We start from the raw sequence: 17,046 nt of genomic DNA, 5'->3' as shown, positions 1-17,046 counted from the left end.
ATCGTGCGAATTTGGTTATGATGCAATCCGGTTATGATGCGATTCGGCTGACTTTCATGCGATGTCGAAAACGACTGAGCACGGTATCAACCGGTTTGCCTACAAAGACACAAAGGGCTCCTGTCGCTGCCGCATGCAAGGTGTCAAACCAGAAGCTCGCTGCGCAAAGTGCAAAGTATGCATGCAGACTGACGCTGCTGCCGCCAAGTAAGAGCCAAGTGTTCATGATCCAACCAAAGACATATCCCCACACAGCACCGTATAACCCCATCAGTCCTCTACGGTAACGGTTGACGACGTATCGGAGCAGACCGCTGCAGAACCCAGCCAGCCCCCAGGCCAACACGTGCCAAGGTGTCCACCCCCCTTCGCCAAGAAACAAGTCCGATCCGATGCCCGTAAACGCCCCAACAACTGCTCCGACCACCGGACCAAAAGCGTAGCCGCTTGCAATGACCAGAAACGTAGCAGGTTGTACACCAGGGACGCCCTGCACAGCCGTTCGACCAACTGCACCGAGCGCGGATAAAGTAGCCACAAGCGCAATCTGCTTGGGGTCGATTGCAAAATGCTCATACCATTCGAGGAGGGCATAGGCTCCTAAAGCAAGTAAAATAATGAGTTCCGCCCACCACGGAAACCGAAGCGCGGTGCAAACGAGCACACTGAGCACGGCAAGAATCAATGCTGTCGTCGCAAGGTGTTTCCGACTCATCTCGCCCACCCCTTCTGCACAGCATCCTCGAGGGACAATACCCGGTCGTCAAACCCGCGGAACACGCGTGCAACAGGTGGAGAGAAATAGAGCCCTTTCGAGAACACCTGGTCAGGACCGCCCCGAAGCGCGATCGATCCGTTGAACAGAAACAGCACCTGGTCTGCGGTCTGCGCCACGAGTTCCATATCGTGGGACACCATGACTACGATCAGGCCGCGTCGTTGCGTCAGTTCTTTAATGAGCGCTCCAACCTTAACCTTTTGCTCAGCATCGAGGCCTCGTGTTGGTTCATCAAGCAAAAGTACAGAAGGGTTTGTCACGAGTAACCCAGCCAGGGCAACCTGCATTTGTTCACCGCCCGACAGGTCGCGCGGTGAGCGGTCTAACAGATGTCCCACACGCAGTTCTGCTGACACCCGCTCGAGCTGCTTTGTCATTTCCCCCGCCGAACCGCCGGCGAGCCGAAGTCCAAGCAGGATTTCATCTCGAACCTTCAGTTGACTAAACAAATCGGACGGTTTTTGCGGCAAGTATCCGACCTTTAGGTCTCCCGGATAAGAAGGTGCGTCCTTTCTTGAAAGCCACCTCTTTCTCTGTCGATTCGCTGTTGGGGCTGTCAGCCTGCCAGATTCCACCGGCATCAGTCCCGCGAGCACCCTCAGGAGCGTCGACTTGCCCGATCCGTTTGGCCCAATAACGGCTGTTGCCTGCCCCTCCTGAAGTTCCAGTGAACAATCGCGAAGGGTCAGCTCGGAGGCCCCCCTGTAACGAGCGCTGACCCTGTCGAGGGTGATGACTCGCCGATCCCGGTGTCTGGTCATCTCGTCCTTGTGACCGTGGTCGTCGTTGTAACCATTCTCGTCCTTGTGACCGTGGTCGTCGTTGTAACCATTCTCGTCCTTGTGACCGTGGCCGTCCTTGTAACCATTCTCGTCCTTGTGGCCGTGCTCGTTTATCTCGCCGTTCGCGGCCGCAGCAAACGGCTCGTGGCTGGCGTCTCGCCGTGCACTCGGAGCAGACCAATCGTTCCTAGCGTCTGGCTGAGACTTCTGCTCATTCGGGAGCAGGAGATGCTCACGCGCTTCGCGCACAGACAGCGCAGGTGATTCATCGGTTGGAAACAGTCTCGCGATGGCCGGTGTCTGACCGGGAGCATGGATGCGGGTCCAACGCGCCATGTCGCGTGTGGAGCCGATATATTTAATCTCGCCGTCTGCCATAAAGACGGCTCTGTCAGCCACTGCGTAGACTGCATCGAGGCGATGCTCTGACATCACAATCGTCATGCCGAACTCCTCTTGAAGGCGGCGAAGATGGTCGAGCAGGTCACTCGCTGACACCGGATCGAGCTGAGAAGAAGGCTCGTCCAACACAAGGATTCTCGGTTGGTGAACCAGTGCAGCTGCGAGAGCAAGGCGCTGTCGCTGCCCTCCGGACAGTTCACTGGTGTGGCGCAGTGCGACTTCCGACAGACCTGCGAGTTCCATCGCTTCGGCAACCCTCCACGCCATATCAACTCCGGGCAGTCCTTGGTTCTCCAAGGTAAAGGCAACTTCCCGGTCAGTGACGTCGTAGACTGTGCCGGCTTCCGGGTCCTGATTCACGAATCCAACCATGCCGACACGCTCTGCAACCGTCATCTCGTGAACCGCCTTGCCGCCGAGAGCGACGCTCCCCTGTATCGTACCCCCGTAAAACTCTGGGCAGGCCCCGGTCAACGTCTTAAGGAGGGTCGACTTGCCCGATCCTGTTACGCCTTGAATGACCACCCACTCGCCTGGTTCAATTTGCAAAGAAACGTCTTTCAGTGCATCAGAGGATGCTCCGCCATATCGGTAAGTCAGGTGATCAACGGTCACGATTGGCATGAAACAAACCTCCCATCCACAGACAGATCAAACTCGCGACCAATACGTCAGCGGCCAACCAGCACTGGGCTCCAAGAGAAATGGCGGAAGGGTTTGCCGTCATCCCTCCTGTGCCCGGGTTAGCGACATTCAGTACGACAGCGGCTGCTCCGAGCAGAACCCAAGCCGTCAGCGTCCACGTGTCCCTTGTTCGCCAAGGCGTATGGTTATAAAAAGTTCGTACTCGATCTCCATAACCCCGCACAAACATACTCTCAGCGAGGAACCATGAGCGCTCGAGTGCATTCATGAGCAATGCCTGCAAGACCGCACCCGTCGCCCGAAGACGATCCCGCCATTTTGCGTCACTGCCGATTCCTGCACGGAGCCAGACATACTCGTGGATCCGGTGGTATTCCGCCTGCATCAGCGGTAAAAAGTTCATCATCATCGAAATCGTCAAACCGACGCGCCCAAAGTGCCGACCCAGCCAAACCGTCACGTGGTCGGGTCGGATCATCCTCGTGATGGCCATCACGCCAAGCAGCAACGCCCAGAGATGCAGCGCGCGGTCGATACCGCCAAGCAAGCTGCCGGTTGTAATCATCAGCTGACCCAAGGTAGGGACTGCTGGTCCGACCCATAGGATACGGCTTAGTCCCTGTGCGCCTGGAGCCTGCGATAGGATCGTTCCTGCAACGCTGCTCGGGCTGCTCTGGTCCGAAGATAAAGCCGCTTGAATCAGGGTGTACACGAGCATCAGCGGCAACGAAAACTGGAGAACGCGTACCATTCCGCCCAATCGAGATCGCACGTCTGCAGCTTGATTGATGCCTGCCTGCAGAGCGGATGCGCTCAGAAAAGAAACGGCGGCGGCAACAAATCCGCTGATCTGGTATACAACAACGACCCATCCCACGAGGGCAATGAGCAGATTGTACGGGTGCATCTGCCGTATATTCCTCATCTCAACCCTGCCCCGTACTCGGGTTCCAACTATGGTAGTCCCAATCATCCACATCTCCCTTGCGGGGAACGATGGATTCCGCTCCCACAGGAGCCTCTTGGGTATTGATGTACAGGAACCAATCCACAGGCTTTCTCTGGTCGACTGGCACTCCGGTCCACTGTGACTTGATACCGTCAATCGAGGTAATGTACGCACCGCCATATGCGGTTCCAATCTGGAAGTTCTGCTCCATGTACTGCATCAGGTTTTCTCCCGGATGAATTGAGATGACCTTTTTCTCGAGGACTGTTTGTCCGTGGTTCTCGCTCACAATGACCGTGAAAGACCCACTGTTCTGCGTCGTATTGCTTACGCTAGTCGAGTTGGTTGTCCCCGATTTGGCCGGTGCACTCGACGTCTTCGATGGATCTGTGGATGCGGAAGTATTTGTACTGTTGGTGCTCCTCGTTGGTTGGTGAGCAGTTTCGTTGACCTTGCCTGTCCCTGTACCGCTGGACTTTGTACCCGTGGCAGCCGCACGGGCGGCATCGCTTGCTGACGAAGTAGTTTGATGCGACGTCGTTCCATTGCCCGAACTTTGGCTCATGTTAGATGCCGCAGATGGATCACCGGCCTTTGTCTCGTTCCCTGTCTGACCGGACTGACCTGTCTTACCGGTAGACGGATTGGCCGTGTTGGTCAGCTGAGTGTTGGTCGGCTGAGCGTTGGCCCCAACCGTCGAGGACGCGGTCACTGCTGCACTGTTGTTCGTACTGACCGCCGTTTGATTGGCAAGCGCGGTCAGCCAGTGCGAACTCGCGCTTGCAGATGCACGCTGATGGTAGATCCAGCCGACACCAACTGCGCACACCACAGCAACGATAAGGACCAAACGAGCCCATGTCTTTCTCACCATGGTTCCCCCTCTTAGAAATGAATAGCAGGACTGAAGCGGGCTTGACGTCCCGCTGAAACAATAAAAAATGCCCCCCGCATTTGGGGAGCATAGAACACAATGAACATCAGACTCATTCACTTGCGCCACAGCTTCCCTCCGAAGCGGATCACAAAAGGATAATCGGCTGGTCTCCTGACTCGTGACTTACCTACTCTCTCGCCTTCCCGCAGCATCAGCTGCAGTGGCACCTGAGATTTCGTATTCACTCACAGTAGCGGGGGCTGTCCCGGATTTTCACCGGATTCCCATTTCACTCACTTAAGGTGAGACCGTTATTCCTAGTATGCGGTTGTTGGGACTTCGATAGGTTCAGTATAGTCTGCCTAACCGTTGTTCGCAATGCATTGATTTCTTGAGATGGGGTGAGTGTGTTTCCAAATAAGCCAGTTTCCAGATGAGCCGGTTTACAAATGAGGTCGTTTTCAGATACGGCAGTTTCAGATAAGACAATTTCTAGATACGGCAGTTTTCAGATGAGGTCGTTTCGACAAGCATACCACCCGGTGTATAATGAAAGGGATGGTCTCCCACAAACCATGAATGTTGAAATCGAAAGGGTGATATATGCATGGAACAGCACAAGGTCATGATTCTTGGCACTGGTCCTGCTGGACTTACGGCAGCAATCTACGCTGCAAGAGCCAACTTGAACCCGGTTGTCATCGAAGGAAATGAGCCTGGTGGTCAATTAACATTAACGACAGAAGTCGAGAACTTCCCCGGTTTCACGGACGGAATTATGGGTCCGGAACTGATGGACAATATGCGCAAACAAGCCGAGCGGTTCGGCGCCAAGTTTGTTCAAGGATGGGTTTCCGGCGTGGACCTGAGTCAGCGTCCGTTTCATGTGACGGTTGACGAGAACGATGAGTACGTGTCCGAGACCCTCATCATCTCAACGGGTGCATCTGCGAAGATGCTGGGTATTGAAGGCGAGTCCGACTTGATTGGACGCGGCGTCTCCACGTGCGCAACCTGTGACGGATTCTTCTTCCGCAACAAACCCATCATCGTGGTCGGCGGCGGGGATTCCGCGATGGAGGAAGCGACATTTTTGACGAAGTTTGCTTCCGAGGTGACGATTGTCCACCGACGGAATGAACTTCGCGCCTCCAAGGTGATGCAGGACAGGGCTCGCAATAACCCCAAAATCAAGTGGGCTCTGAACGTGACACCGCTCTCAGTGAAATCGGATGGAAACAAGGTCAACGGCCTTGAAGTTCGTGACAATGAGACAGGCGAAACCCGCGTGCTTCCAACGGATGGCGTGTTTGTTGCGATTGGTCATCAGCCGAACACCGCGTTCTTGAACAATCAAATCGAGGTTGATCCGGTCGGCTATATCGTCACCAAGGGCATCACGACGGCGACCAGTGTTGAAGGTGTGTTTGCTTGCGGTGACGTGATGGATTCCCATTATCGTCAAGCGGTGACAGCTGCCGGCAGCGGGTGCAAAGCTGCATTGGATGTTGAAAAATACCTCGAAGGTTCGGCTTTCCAGGACTGGTCCGTTTCGAGCACGGCCGTCCGCTAAGTTATTCCTAATCGTCGCGTCGTTTCGATCGTGGCGTCGTTTTAGAATGAAAAATCACAACGGGCAGAGCGCCGAGTGTATCCGGCGGGCTCTGCCCGTTTGTTGTATTCTTTTTGTCTTACGGCATTCGGACCACAGGAGCGGCGGCGCCGCGGCGCTCTCCCACGCTTAACGGAACTCAGTTCCGCTACACCACAGGGGCGGCGGCGCTCTCCGCCGCTTTAAGGAACTGAGTTGCGCTACAGCGGGCTAGCGTGTTCTCAAAGCGTTTGAAATATGATGATAGAGGACATTTCGTCCTCTATCCTACTTGATTCACTAAACCTTGGCAGCTTAGTTTATGGCAACATCTCTGTTCGCCTTAACGGAAACCTCTTTTGCCGCTTTGCGGGCGGGCTTTTCTTTTTGGCGCCGATTACTGAGACGCATTTCCCGCTCCGTTTTGCTGCCGTAGAACCAGACGAGGATCCACGCAATTCCGGCAAGAATGGTTGATGCCCAGAATGTATCGTTCAGCCCGGCAACAAACCCTTGTTCCGAAGTTAAGCCTGACATCATCGACAAGGCTAACTGATGCGCCACCCCAGGTGCCATGCCCTTCCCCTGCAGGGCACCCTGCAGGTGATTGACTGCTGCCCCCGACGGGGAAAACGGCGTTACGGACCAAGATGCTACCGTTTGATGGAAGTGCATCCTCGTCGTGAAGTACGAGGTCAAAATTGCAGTTCCAAGCGATGAGGCTACCTGCCGCACCGTGTTCGTCATTGCAGTACCTTGGCTGACCCATTCCCGTTTTACCGTATTCATACCGGCTGTCATGATGGGCATCATGGTCATACCCATGCCGATGCTGCGAATAATGTACAACCACTGGATGTGACCCGTACCACTGTCCGTCGTCATTGAGGTAAATCCGAAGGAAGCGACCGTGACGAACAAGAGCCCGATTAGTGCGAGCGGGCGTGCTCCAATACGGTCGAACAAGCGACCGCTGATGGGCATTACCACCGCAGAAGCGAGTGCGGCAGGGGTCATGAACAAGCCTGTGCGTACGGCGCTGAGTCCGAGGATATTCTGCAGATACAGTGGAAGCAGGAAGATACCGACAAAAAGCGCTGTGTTGATGATTGAACTAATGACGAGACTCATGGAAAACATGTAGTTTTTGAGTACTCGAAGTTCAATGATTGGCGACTTCGTGGTAAGCTCCACAATCACAAGCAAAATCAGACAAATCACACCGAGGGCCACAAAGCCCGTGACCAGCAGAGAGTGCCAACCGTGATCCGGAACATTGTTAAATCCGTACAACAGACTAAAGAAGCCGACGGTCGAGAGCATAAAGCCCCAGATGTCGAGCTTGTTTTTGACCTCATGCGAGAATTCGTGCATCATCGTGGCCCCGAGCAACAGCGCGATGATACCAATTGGAACGTTGATGTAAAAAATCAGCCGCCAGCTTGAGTACTCGACAAGATAACCACTGAGTGCTGGACCGAAAGCAGGTGCTGCCATGATGGCCACACCAAAGACACCCATGACTAACCCGCGCCGATCCGGTGGGAATATTCGGTAAATCATTGCCATCGCCACGGGCATCATAAACCCGCCGCCAAGTGCCTGAACGACCCGGAATCCAATGATGCTTCCCACATTCCAGGCCATACCGCACAGGGCAGAACCAAGCGTGAACATGAACAAGGAAAACAAGAACAGTTTTTTGGCACCAAAGCGGTCTGCCATCCAGCCAGAAATCGGGACAAGTACGCCGATGACAAGCATGTAGGCAGTTAATACCCATTGAATCTGGTTCGTGGTGGCGTGCAGGTCCGATTCCATCGTCGGAATTGCAACGTTGACGACGCCCATGTCGAGGACCGCCATGAAAACCCCAAGCACGATAATGGCAACCTGCACATAGGGAGCTTTCATACGGTACATCTCATACATGTGTGCGTCTCCGAGTTGTTTGCCGTTCTCATCTGTCACAATCTTTCACCTCCGGACGGACTTGCTCGAAGCTCAACAGGTCTAGTATACCGCGTATTCTCGACAGAACATATGGGATCACACTTTAGACTCGAAATTTTTTGATGGAAAAACAAACGTTCGTTGTAAAGTCATTCTGGATTGACTTTATCAGTGTTGACTTTGTCTGTGTTAACCGCGGCGCTGATGACTTCGTTGTCCGTGTCGACCTTGTCCGTGTCGACCTTGTCCGTGCCGACCTTGTCAGTGTTGATTTCACCGGCGAGCATATGCGCCTCCGGTTTCGGAATGTCATCAAAGTAGTGCTGTGCAAACTCAGCAAATGCACTCACGACCTTTGGTTGAAATCCCGAGCTCTGAGTGACAACGTACAAGCTTCGGCGGATTGGCATTCCAGAAAAATGAATCGGTTGCAACATCCCTAAGCTGAGTTCGGTCTGCACGGTCCAAATGGACAGCACGCTGATACCCAGGCCGGCCCGGACCGCTTCTTTAATCGCTTGCGTGCTGCTAAACGTCATTGTGCGCCGTGGTGAAATTTGATACTGCTGAAGCACGTTGTCGGTGACACTTCGTGTACCCGAACCTTCTTCACGTACCAGCCAGCATTCCTCTGCGATGTCCGATGCGGTGGCGGCTTCTGTCTCGATCAGACGATGATTCTGACTTCCCACTAAGATCAAGGTGTCTTCGCCAAGCGTCTCTGTCTGCACATCAGGTCCAGCGTAATGCCCTTCTACGAACCCAAGGTCAAGCTGGCGACTGCTGACGAGCGATCCGATATGCTGCGTGTTACCGATCTCAATGTCAGGCACGACATTGGGATAGACGCGGCAAAATTCGGCAAGGATTCCTGGCAGCATGTACTCACCAATGCTATAGCTTGCGCCGATCCGAAGCGGCCCCCCGATCGTATTTGACAGGTCATCGACCAGCCGTCGCATCGAGTCCTCAATGCCCACCATACGTAAAGCATGATCGTGTACAATTTCACCTGCTCTTGTCAGCCTCACCATTCGGTTGGTCCGCTCAATCAGGCAAGCATCTAAGTCCTGTTCGAGAGCGCGAATATGTTGACTGACGGCAGGCTGTGTCATGTGCAACGACTCGGCAGCCCTGGTAAAGTTACCGTATTCGACGACAGACAAAAACACTTTCAGCGCCTCATTCACAGGCTGCCCACCTTTCAACAGCGCTCATCGGCGCTTAGATAGCCTTGTCATAATATCCTGAACCACGTTCTTTGCTGCATCCGCCCGCCCCAAATCCTGTGCAGCACGTGCAGCCCTTTGGCTGTTTTCCGACTGAGACAAAAACGTTGCTGCCGCTTCAAATTCATGCATGTTGTTGGCAATCTTGCCGGCACCAAAACGAGTAACCCACCTTGCGTTGTCCAATTCCTGGCCCAGCGGCGGCCGGTAAAACAACATTGGACAGCCGCTTGCGAGGCATTCTGCGACAGTCACTCCGCCTGGCTTGATGACTGCGAATGCGGCGGACTGTAAAAGCGGCGCGACTTCTTCCACGAACGGCAGCGCGACAAGATCTGGTTTATCTGCAGATAGTTCCTCGACGAGACTTCGCATCGCTTCATTTCGACCGCACATGACAATTACATCCCGACCGTTGCGTCGTTCGTAGAGGGTTGTGAGCACTTGTGTCAGCCCGCTGAAGACACCCCTGCCGCCTGTCGCCACCAGGATATGACCATTCGCGCGAGGTCCCTGTTTCATGAACTGCTCCCGAAGAGGGATCCCGCTGACGACAAAATCGGCGTCGTCCTTGGAGCTCTTGGCTAATTTCTTAGCGTCGGACAAAAAGCTGTCGTGGGGAAGATAATAAACATCCGTATTCGGACAGAACCAGCGGGAGTGTGTGCTGAAGTCAGTCAAAACGACTCCGGATACAGGACGCTTCGCCCGATGGTTAACGTCGGTCGGCAATAGCTGTCCCTCAGACAGCACGTCCGAATCATCATCAGACCAAGGGGCCGAATCAGAAGAGTCCGAATCACAAGAGTCCGAGGTCTTCAGATTGACGAGAGTGTGTTCAGGAAACAACTGCAGGACAGCATCAGGGGAAAATTCAGCGATGGCAGCCTCAGCAGTCTGTCGAGCACCAATAGACAGCATGCGCCACAAAAATGAGTTGTTTGGCAGGCGCCGAGTCCAGATGTAACTGAACCCGTACATGTGCGGCAAATAACGCGTTGTCAGTTCGAACGACGCTTCGTTCAACTTGGCAAACTTCGGATGTGCACTGCGCATGCAATCAATTTCCTTGACCTCGACACCCTCCCGCTCAAATGCGGCACGAAGGGCACTTGCCACCTGCCGGTGGCCATCCCCGAAATGAGCCACAAACAACAGCACGCGGATAGTCATGGTCAGGACTTTGCTGCGCCGGTTCCATCCGGTGCATGCAATTGAACGAGTTTTTGTTTGGAAATCGCAACGACTCGGGGTACGAAGGTGTCGGCATGGTTCTTTAAGAGGTCGGCAGCCCGGGGATTCACTGCCCGAAACACCAATTGCAGATAACGAGTAAAGATAATCTCACTCCATCGCCAGTAAAAGGGGAACGTGGAAAAGCCAAAGCGCTCGACGCTGCGGTGGATAAAAGTCGTTCCGTAGAGAACCTGTTCCCGTTCATACTCCTCACTGCTGACATGTTTTACAAGCGCAGGAAACGATCGTTTGGCTTCCGCGATGAGTTTAACAGCCACCCGAACCATACTTGTTTCTTGACTCAAGATCTGGGCCAGCAGTTCATTGTTCATATGTAATTCAATCACCGGATCGAATGCGTGCACCTCAACACCGTCAACTGTGAACGGATGGCCCATATACCGCCGCTTCGCGACGTGAAACAGGTACTCCTCGCCATCGTCACTTAGATTTTGTACGTGTGCCGCAACATTAAACACACGTTCCCAGGCCATCCACAGCTTACGATATGTCTCCCCGGCCATGCTCCCATCCCTTCAATGCCAACGATGTCACTTTCTCATGCGGTAACGCCGGTGTATAGAAAAACCCACGACCCAGAAGGCAGCGAGTGCCACAAAGCCAAAGACAATCGCGATCGTGAATTTCGAGGTAATTCCAAGGAATACAAGTGCTGCACCTACATAATACGGGATCAGTGAGACGCCTGCAGTCCAGACGTACGCCCAAAATCCAATCGATGGTAAAATCCCGGCAACATAACTCACAGCAAAACCAGGCAACGGCAACAGACGGGCAACCAAAAGTCCCAGACTGCCTTTGCGTTTCACCCACTCGTCAATCTCTACAAATGTGCTCTGGCTGGCAAAGCGCCGCAACGCCGCCTGACCGTATGTGCGAGCAACGGGAAAGATGATGACGGTGCTCAGCACCGCACCGAACCAAGAATAAAAGACACCCCACCAAACACCATAGACTTTCAGGTAGATGATGAGCAGACCTTCAGAGGGGATCGGTGTCAAACAAACGACAAACATCAGCAACACGGCAAGGATGATTCCTGCCGTTCCCCAATTGCGGACTGTATTTGTAATCACGCCTGACCGATCCAGATACAGGACACCAAGGGCTAACAGCAAGACAAATCCGTAAACAATCAGAGTGCGAATGCCTCCGACTGCTCGGAACAATGCCCGCCAGTTAATTTCCATGTTCCACGCAGGGATCGCAAACTCCCCCATCCAAGACGCTTGTTTAACGCCAAGTTCGGCTCCAAGCCGCCCATCAAGCCCGCTGGCCCTGCCGCATGATTAGGCATAACACCCAAAGCCAAAAACACTCCGTACTCCAGCGTATCAATGCTAGTTTACACTATCTTTTTTATCTGTGCAGTGGAACTTGTGCGAGCTGCAACATACGAACATGATATTCAAACAGAAACTCGAACGCCTCTAAGTGTCGTTTTGCATCAAAAGGTTTCCTTCCAAACGCGTAGATTCCGTGATTTCGAACAAGAACACCCGGCACGCCGGCCACAGCCGCCTCACCCACCGCTTGTCCAAGGAGCTGTAAATCTGCATGGTTTTCTACAATCGGCAGTGTAATCTTTGCATCAGGCTCCCAGTGGCCCAGTGCTTTTAATAGTTCGTGGTCCGCGAACTCTACATGTCCTTGATTGAAATAGAGCTGTGAAACCATATTGTTATAAACGGTGTGTACGTGCAGAACTGAGCCGCACTCCTCTGACGCGTAAAGCTTTTGATGAACGATCGTCTCTGCGGAAGGACGATATCGGGTCTCTTCCAAAACGGTGCCGTCAAGGTCCAGCAACAACACGTCTGTCGCCTGCAGCGCCCCTTTGTCCACGCCGCTTGGCGTAATGCAGAAGTCGGTGGTACCGTCCACACGAACGCTAAGGTTCCCGCTCGTGGCAGGCATCCAACCGCGGCCTGACAGGTCCACAGCGAGCTTCGCAACTGCTTGTTTTGCTTCGAGAATCGCTTGATTAGAGGTCACTCTGGTTTTGCACCTCCCGGTCGAGAATTGGAATGATCTCGGATAATGATTTAAACGGCCAGTACGAGATGCCTTGTTCGTCGCAGGCCCGCCGTAAACGGTCACGCGCGAACACGTAGTCGGCTTCCGCAGCCGCCTTTAAGTCCGTTACACCATCACCGATGACAACCTCTGCCTGAATCTGCGAACGAAACTGCCTCAGTACACTCGGCTTACACAAACCACAACCGCCATCGCAAGCTGCATCGCATTCGACCATCCAACGAATGGCGAGATGCTCACCGGTATCGTCAAGGTGATTGCAAAACACCTTGATGGAGTCTCGGTACGGCTCCACCACCGGATCGACAAACACATCGAGTCCACCGCTGACAACGGCGAACATCCACCCACGCGAGATACATCCTTGGACCAATTCGTCAAAACCGTCGCGAATCACGGTCAAGCTCCTCGTGTAATCAATGATGTCCGGGAGCCTGGATGACGGGATGGAGTGGAAGATGGCTTCGACGCCGCTTTTAATACTCAGTTCTCGCCGCTGAACGCGGTCTACGATGGCGCGCCCAGTTTGCCCTGCAAACTCGTTGGCGATCGAGGTAATCAGATCACTCTTCGAAATCGTTCCGTCAAAATCACAAAAAATGCCGATTGGAACCTGGTTCATGATGGCTGCCCCCACTTCTTGAGCGCCGCTTTGAGGGCTGCATTGCCGTTTGCTGCCTGCTCGAGGGATACGCCTGCAACAGTGGCCTCAATCGACGCCATAAACGCCGCTGCACCGTCCGTCGCACCACCTGGGTGACCGTGGATAGCACCACCTGCGTTGACGATGCAATCGACACCGAGATCGGAAACAAGCTTGGGAACCAAGCCGGGGAAGATTCCAGCAGATGGCGCTGGCAGAACCTCTTTGTGCACACTCGGGGTTCGCAAGGCGTCGACGAGCCGCAGCCCCTCAGCTCGTGAAAGCGTAACGGTGCCGTACGGAGACGGGTAGATCACAATATCGGCCCCAGCTAATCTCATCAGGCTCCCAAGCACGATGTCCGCGGCTATACCGTGGGTGTCGGATCCATACAAAGCGCCAGAAACTGCGGGATGGACCATCAAAGGAACGGTCACATCGGGATCGGCCGCTAGCTCGGCGAGGACATCGTATCCGTAAGCCACAGCGTTCACGAGCAGGGCTCCTGCCCCCAATTCAGCCAAACGACGCGCCCTGTCAAACAGTTGGCGCACGGGGCCGGTCAGGTTGACCGCGTAGCTGACACGCTGGCCTGTCTCTGCCTGCAGCTGTCTCGCTGCCTCCGTAAACGCTGCTACGCGCGCCTCTGGCGTTGCATACTGTTCGGAGAAGAAGATTTCATCATCCTTGATCAGGTCTGCCCCGCCCCGCGCCTGTTCCAAGAAGGCCTTCGTCAAGTCAGACACATCTCTGCCTACGCAGGCTTTAAAAATACTCATCAAAAGCGGCCGATCATAGATTTTGAGGCGATCCCGAATACCGCTCACACCGAATTTTGGGCCGCTGAATCTTTCAGCTAGTGCATCTGGTATTTGGAGTGCTATGAGCCGAATTTCCCCGTCCATGGATAGCTTTCCAAACACCGTCGTTAAAATGGAAGTGATAGTGTTGTTGAAATTGTCTATCGGGTATCCGATGGAGATATCCGCAATGACTGTGTCCAATGCGGCGTGGCCTCTGTCAACGGGATCCCCAACGGATGCGTCTGAGCTTGGTGCTTCTGATGTATCTAGTACACGAATGTCTTCCACAGTTCCGCAATGCCGTAAGACTGCGGACTGCTTCATGGCTGGCAAGTCTGTCCAACTTCCTACTGTCAGTCCGACAGCAATACCTTCTGCGCGCTTTGATAGGTTTTCCTGTTTATCACGAACTCGATACGTTGCAATTACATGTGTAAGTGCACGATCTCCCGTATTGGTGTTCTTCATAGCGTGCTTCCACCTCACAAAAAGGCGATCCGGTTGCGGCCTCAGAGTCTCCGAAATCACCGGATCGCATACATTTTCCTCTTGATTGCGAGTGCAAGTTTGAATAGTGTTACTATACAAATGCATCTTATTGGTTGTCAAACAAAGTGTCCTGTTGCGATAACGAACTTGAAGCAACCAATTATACGCATACTACACCTGATTTAAGGGGATGAATCAATTGGCACAAATCAACATTCGAAACACGGGAGAAACCATCAGCGGCTTCGCAGAAGTCAGTGCATTTCTGGACAAGCAAGGCGTCTTATACGAGCACTGGGACACAAACCAATTGCCCTCGCACCTGCAAGATAAATTCAACCTGAGTGATGCCGATAAGGAGGAAATCCTCTCGAGCTTCAACGGTGACATCACCCGTTTGGCCGGAGCACGCGGATATGTTAAGTGGGACGTCATCGCTCTGTCTGACTCGACCCCTGACCTTGACGCGCTCTTAAAGAAGTTCGAACAAGTCCATACCCACACCGAAGACGAAGTGCGTGCCATTGCGGCGGGCAGCGGGATTTTTGTGATCAAGGGATCCGATGATGTCGGGTACTTCGATGTTGTTCTCGAGGCAGGCGACGTCATTTCCGTGCCTGAGAACAACCCTCACTTTTTCACCTTGACCAGTGAGCGGAAAGTCGTTGCCGTTCGCCTGTTCATCGATCCGTCTGGCTGGGTGGCTCACCCGTTTGCAGACCCCGCTTTTTCGTAAGGATTTTTGTAGGCATCTTTGTAGGCATCTTTGTAGGCATCAGTGGTCGGCGGTGTCGTAAAGCATTGTCGTAAAGCATTTTGTGCAAAGGAGGTCACCAATGGCGGCCAATCATCTGCGCTTTTCCAAAGTAATTGACGCACTGCCCGCCACCGTTCCGTTCGTCGCACCCGAGGCACTTGAGCGGCAATCAGGAAAGCCGATTGAGCTGCGACTCGGTGCGAACGAAAGTCCGTTTGGCATCTCGCCGAAGGCTATGGAGGCCATCCGAGCCGAGGCTGCAATGGGAAATTTCTACGGCGATCCGGAAAGTCTCGAACTGCGCACGGCACTGGCTGCGAAACACGGCATCAGCCTCAATCAGATGGCTGTGGGAAGCGGGATCGACGAAATTTTGGGTTGGATTACCCGCGCCTTTCTCGATCCTGGGGACACGGTCGTGACTTCCCTCGGCGGATACCCGACGTTCAACTATCACGTCACAAGTTTTGGCGGCAAACTGCATTTCGTCCCGTATACAGCCGAGTGGAAGAACGACTTGGCTGGTCTGTCTCAAGCAGCCCGTGAGACCCATGCGCGCCTTGTTTACCTGGCGAACCCCGACAACCCGACCGGAACCTTTTATTCGGCACAGGCGGTGATGGAGTTCATCGAGTCTCTCCCCAAAGACGCGGTATTGATCCTGGATGAGGCTTACATCGAATTTGCGGATCAGAGTGAAGTGCTGCCGCTTTCGCCCGTGATGGACCGAGTCATTCGCTTGCGGACTTTCTCGAAGGCATACGGAATGGCGGGACTTCGGATCGGGTATGCGATTTCAGGACCAGAAATCATCGCCGTGTTTGACAAGTTCCGCAACCATTTTGGCGTCAATCGGGTGGCACAAGCCGGAGCTTTGGCGGCACTCGAGGACACGGAGTTTCTGGAGATGGTTGTCGAGCAGACGAGGGTCGGCCGGGCCGATCTGGCAATGGCTGCGGAACGCCACGGACACTTCGCGATCCCATCATCGACGAACTTCCTGCTGACCCACGTGGGCAGTGATGCGAGATCGAGCCAAATGGTCGATGAACTGCTAGTCCGCGGCGTGTTCATCCGCAAACCTGGGATCCTCCCGCTTAGCGAATGTATCCGTATCACAATTGGCACTCCGACTCAGCACGCGAAACTCCTGCGTGCACTCGATGAGGTGTGGTGACAGCCGACCAGCTGCCCGCTTATGTGGCCTGTGCCGGGTGTGGGCCAAACGGGATCGGCAAAGTCAGCTTAAGTCGGTCTCAGCCCCTTAGCACGACATTTTCCTCCACTTTAGTCGCTGAGACCGACTTAACTATGCGGCTCCATGGTCGTTAAGTCGCTGGGACCGACTTAGCTCGGCTCAAATGCTTCGGCAGCACCAGCTTAAGTCGGTCTCAGCCCCTTAGCACGACATTTTCCTCCACTTTAGTCGCTGAGACCGACTTAACTATGCGGCTCCACGGTCGTTAAGTCGCCGACACCGACTTAGCTCGGCTCAAATACTTCGGCAGCACCAGCTTAAGTCGGTCTCAGCCCCTTAGCACGACATTTTCCTCCACTTTAGTCGCTGAGACCGACTTAACTATGCGGCTCCACGGTCGTTAAGTCGCTGGGACCCACTTAGCTATGCGACTCCATGGTCGTTAAGTCGCCGACACCGACTTAACTATGCGGCTCCATGGTCGTTAAGTCGCCGACACCGACTTAGCTCGGGCGTGTGGCATTGACATCGAGATCGTCCGGTCATGAGGGCCTTCAAAAACGCCTCCAAAGCTCGCGTTTTCGCGACAAATTCAGCAAAAAAGATCAGATCTATTTTGGTCCCCCGATCGCTCCTCCTTCAATCCATGAGAGCAA

At 53.9% G+C, this 17,046-nt stretch carries 15 protein-coding genes and 1 riboswitch; of the genes, 3 read left to right on the top strand and 12 right to left on the bottom strand.

What is annotated here, in order from left to right:
• Window positions 1-31: 31 nt before the first annotated feature.
• From AN477_RS01090 to AN477_RS01075, 4 genes are read right to left on the bottom strand one after another with little or no spacing between them, the layout of a single operon-like run.
• Window positions 32-715 (bottom strand): ECF transporter S component, encoded by a 684-nt coding sequence (locus AN477_RS01090; RefSeq protein ID WP_054967333.1) that lies wholly within the window; start codon window positions 713-715, stop codon window positions 32-34.
• Window positions 712-2,586, bottom strand: a complete 1,875-nt coding sequence (locus AN477_RS01085; protein ID WP_054967332.1) for an ABC transporter ATP-binding protein — start codon at window positions 2,584-2,586, stop codon at window positions 712-714. The genes AN477_RS01090 and AN477_RS01085 overlap by 4 nt, the downstream gene beginning before the upstream one ends.
• Complete coding sequence (locus tag AN477_RS01080) at window positions 2,567-3,532, bottom strand: energy-coupling factor transporter transmembrane component T (protein ID WP_157061745.1); 966 nt, start codon at window positions 3,530-3,532, stop codon at window positions 2,567-2,569. Before AN477_RS01080 ends, AN477_RS01085 begins: the two co-directional genes overlap by 20 nt.
• 1 nt (window position 3,533) lies before the next feature.
• Entirely contained in the window at window positions 3,534-4,427 is an 894-nt protein-coding gene (locus AN477_RS01075; RefSeq protein WP_169787828.1) for a DUF4430 domain-containing protein, read from the bottom strand.
• Window positions 4,428-4,577: 150 nt separating this feature from the next.
• Window positions 4,578-4,761, bottom strand: a riboswitch (cobalamin riboswitch).
• A 279-nt stretch (window positions 4,762-5,040) separates the two neighbouring features.
• Here AN477_RS01075 and trxB point away from each other — a divergent pair.
• Window positions 5,041-6,006 carry a thioredoxin-disulfide reductase gene (gene trxB / locus AN477_RS01070; RefSeq protein WP_054967329.1) on the top strand — a complete coding sequence of 322 codons (966 nt, stop codon included), beginning with the start codon at window positions 5,041-5,043 and terminating at the stop codon, window positions 6,004-6,006.
• A gap of 333 nt (window positions 6,007-6,339) precedes the next feature.
• Here trxB and AN477_RS01065 read toward each other — a convergent pair whose 3' ends face one another.
• From AN477_RS01065 to AN477_RS01030, 8 genes are all read right to left on the bottom strand, one after another.
• Complete coding sequence (locus AN477_RS01065) at window positions 6,340-7,995, bottom strand: DHA2 family efflux MFS transporter permease subunit (protein ID WP_054967328.1); 1,656 nt, start codon at window positions 7,993-7,995, stop codon at window positions 6,340-6,342.
• Between the two features lie 131 nt (window positions 7,996-8,126).
• A complete protein-coding gene (locus AN477_RS01060) occupies window positions 8,127-9,167 on the bottom strand; it encodes a LysR family transcriptional regulator (RefSeq protein ID WP_054967327.1) in 1,041 nt (346 codons plus the stop codon).
• A 24-nt stretch (window positions 9,168-9,191) separates the two neighbouring features.
• Window positions 9,192-10,379 carry an MGDG synthase family glycosyltransferase gene (locus AN477_RS01055; RefSeq protein ID WP_054967326.1) on the bottom strand — a complete coding sequence of 396 codons (1,188 nt, stop codon included), beginning with the start codon at window positions 10,377-10,379 and terminating at the stop codon, window positions 9,192-9,194.
• Between the two features lie 2 nt (window positions 10,380-10,381).
• Window positions 10,382-10,966, bottom strand: coding sequence for a YkoP family protein (locus AN477_RS01050; protein ID WP_054967325.1), 585 nt, complete (start codon window positions 10,964-10,966; stop codon window positions 10,382-10,384).
• 27 nt (window positions 10,967-10,993) lie between these two features.
• Window positions 10,994-11,683 (bottom strand): TVP38/TMEM64 family protein, encoded by a 690-nt coding sequence (locus tag AN477_RS01045; RefSeq protein ID WP_054967324.1) that lies wholly within the window; start codon window positions 11,681-11,683, stop codon window positions 10,994-10,996.
• Window positions 11,684-11,822: 139 nt separating this feature from the next.
• Complete coding sequence (gene mtnB, locus AN477_RS01040) at window positions 11,823-12,458, bottom strand: methylthioribulose 1-phosphate dehydratase (protein WP_245631667.1); 636 nt, start codon at window positions 12,456-12,458, stop codon at window positions 11,823-11,825.
• On the bottom strand, window positions 12,448-13,122 hold the full coding sequence (locus AN477_RS01035; protein ID WP_054967323.1) for an MtnX-like HAD-IB family phosphatase: 675 nt from the start codon (window positions 13,120-13,122) through the stop codon (window positions 12,448-12,450). Before AN477_RS01035 ends, mtnB begins: the two co-directional genes overlap by 11 nt.
• On the bottom strand, window positions 13,119-14,414 hold the full coding sequence (locus AN477_RS01030) for a 2,3-diketo-5-methylthiopentyl-1-phosphate enolase (RefSeq protein ID WP_054967322.1): 1,296 nt from the start codon (window positions 14,412-14,414) through the stop codon (window positions 13,119-13,121). Before AN477_RS01030 ends, AN477_RS01035 begins: the two co-directional genes overlap by 4 nt.
• Window positions 14,415-14,634: 220 nt before the next feature.
• Between AN477_RS01030 and AN477_RS01025 the strand changes: the two genes are divergently transcribed.
• The gene (locus AN477_RS01025; RefSeq protein ID WP_054967321.1) at window positions 14,635-15,171 is read left to right on the top strand and encodes a 1,2-dihydroxy-3-keto-5-methylthiopentene dioxygenase; all 537 of its coding nucleotides are present in this window, start codon (window positions 14,635-14,637) and stop codon (window positions 15,169-15,171) included.
• A 100-nt stretch (window positions 15,172-15,271) separates the two neighbouring features.
• Complete coding sequence (gene hisC, locus AN477_RS01020) at window positions 15,272-16,369, top strand: histidinol-phosphate transaminase (protein WP_054967320.1); 1,098 nt, start codon at window positions 15,272-15,274, stop codon at window positions 16,367-16,369.
• Window positions 16,370-17,046: the final 677 nt, after the last annotated feature.

The sequence above is a fragment of the Paenalicyclobacillus ferrooxydans genome (assembly GCF_001399675.1).
Lineage (GTDB): Bacteria > Bacillota > Bacilli > Alicyclobacillales > Alicyclobacillaceae > Alicyclobacillus_B > Alicyclobacillus_B ferrooxydans.
The sequence above is the reverse complement of the archived record's forward strand: the minus strand, read 5'-3'. Positions and strand labels throughout refer to the sequence as shown.

Bases quoted from the DNA above. Each gene is read 5' to 3' on its own strand.
- AN477_RS01090 (WP_054967333.1), bottom strand. From the start codon at position 715: ATGAGTCGGAAACACCTTGCGACGACAGCATTGATTCTTGCCGTGCTC.
- AN477_RS01030 (WP_054967322.1), bottom strand. From the start codon at position 14,414: ATGAAGAACACCAATACGGGAGATCGTGCACTTACACATGTAATTGCA.
- AN477_RS01035 (WP_054967323.1), bottom strand. From the start codon at position 13,122: ATGAACCAGGTTCCAATCGGCATTTTTTGTGATTTTGACGGAACGATT.
- AN477_RS01080 (WP_157061745.1), bottom strand. From the start codon at position 3,532: ATGAGGAATATACGGCAGATGCACCCGTACAATCTGCTCATTGCCCTC.
- hisC (WP_054967320.1), top strand. From the start codon at position 15,272: ATGGCGGCCAATCATCTGCGCTTTTCCAAAGTAATTGACGCACTGCCC.
- AN477_RS01050 (WP_054967325.1), bottom strand. From the start codon at position 10,966: ATGGCCGGGGAGACATATCGTAAGCTGTGGATGGCCTGGGAACGTGTG.
- AN477_RS01085 (WP_054967332.1), bottom strand. From the start codon at position 2,586: ATGCCAATCGTGACCGTTGATCACCTGACTTACCGATATGGCGGAGCA.
- trxB (WP_054967329.1), top strand. From the start codon at position 5,041: ATGGAACAGCACAAGGTCATGATTCTTGGCACTGGTCCTGCTGGACTT.
- AN477_RS01055 (WP_054967326.1), bottom strand. From the start codon at position 10,379: ATGACTATCCGCGTGCTGTTGTTTGTGGCTCATTTCGGGGATGGCCAC.
- AN477_RS01045 (WP_054967324.1), bottom strand. From the start codon at position 11,683: ATGGGGGAGTTTGCGATCCCTGCGTGGAACATGGAAATTAACTGGCGG.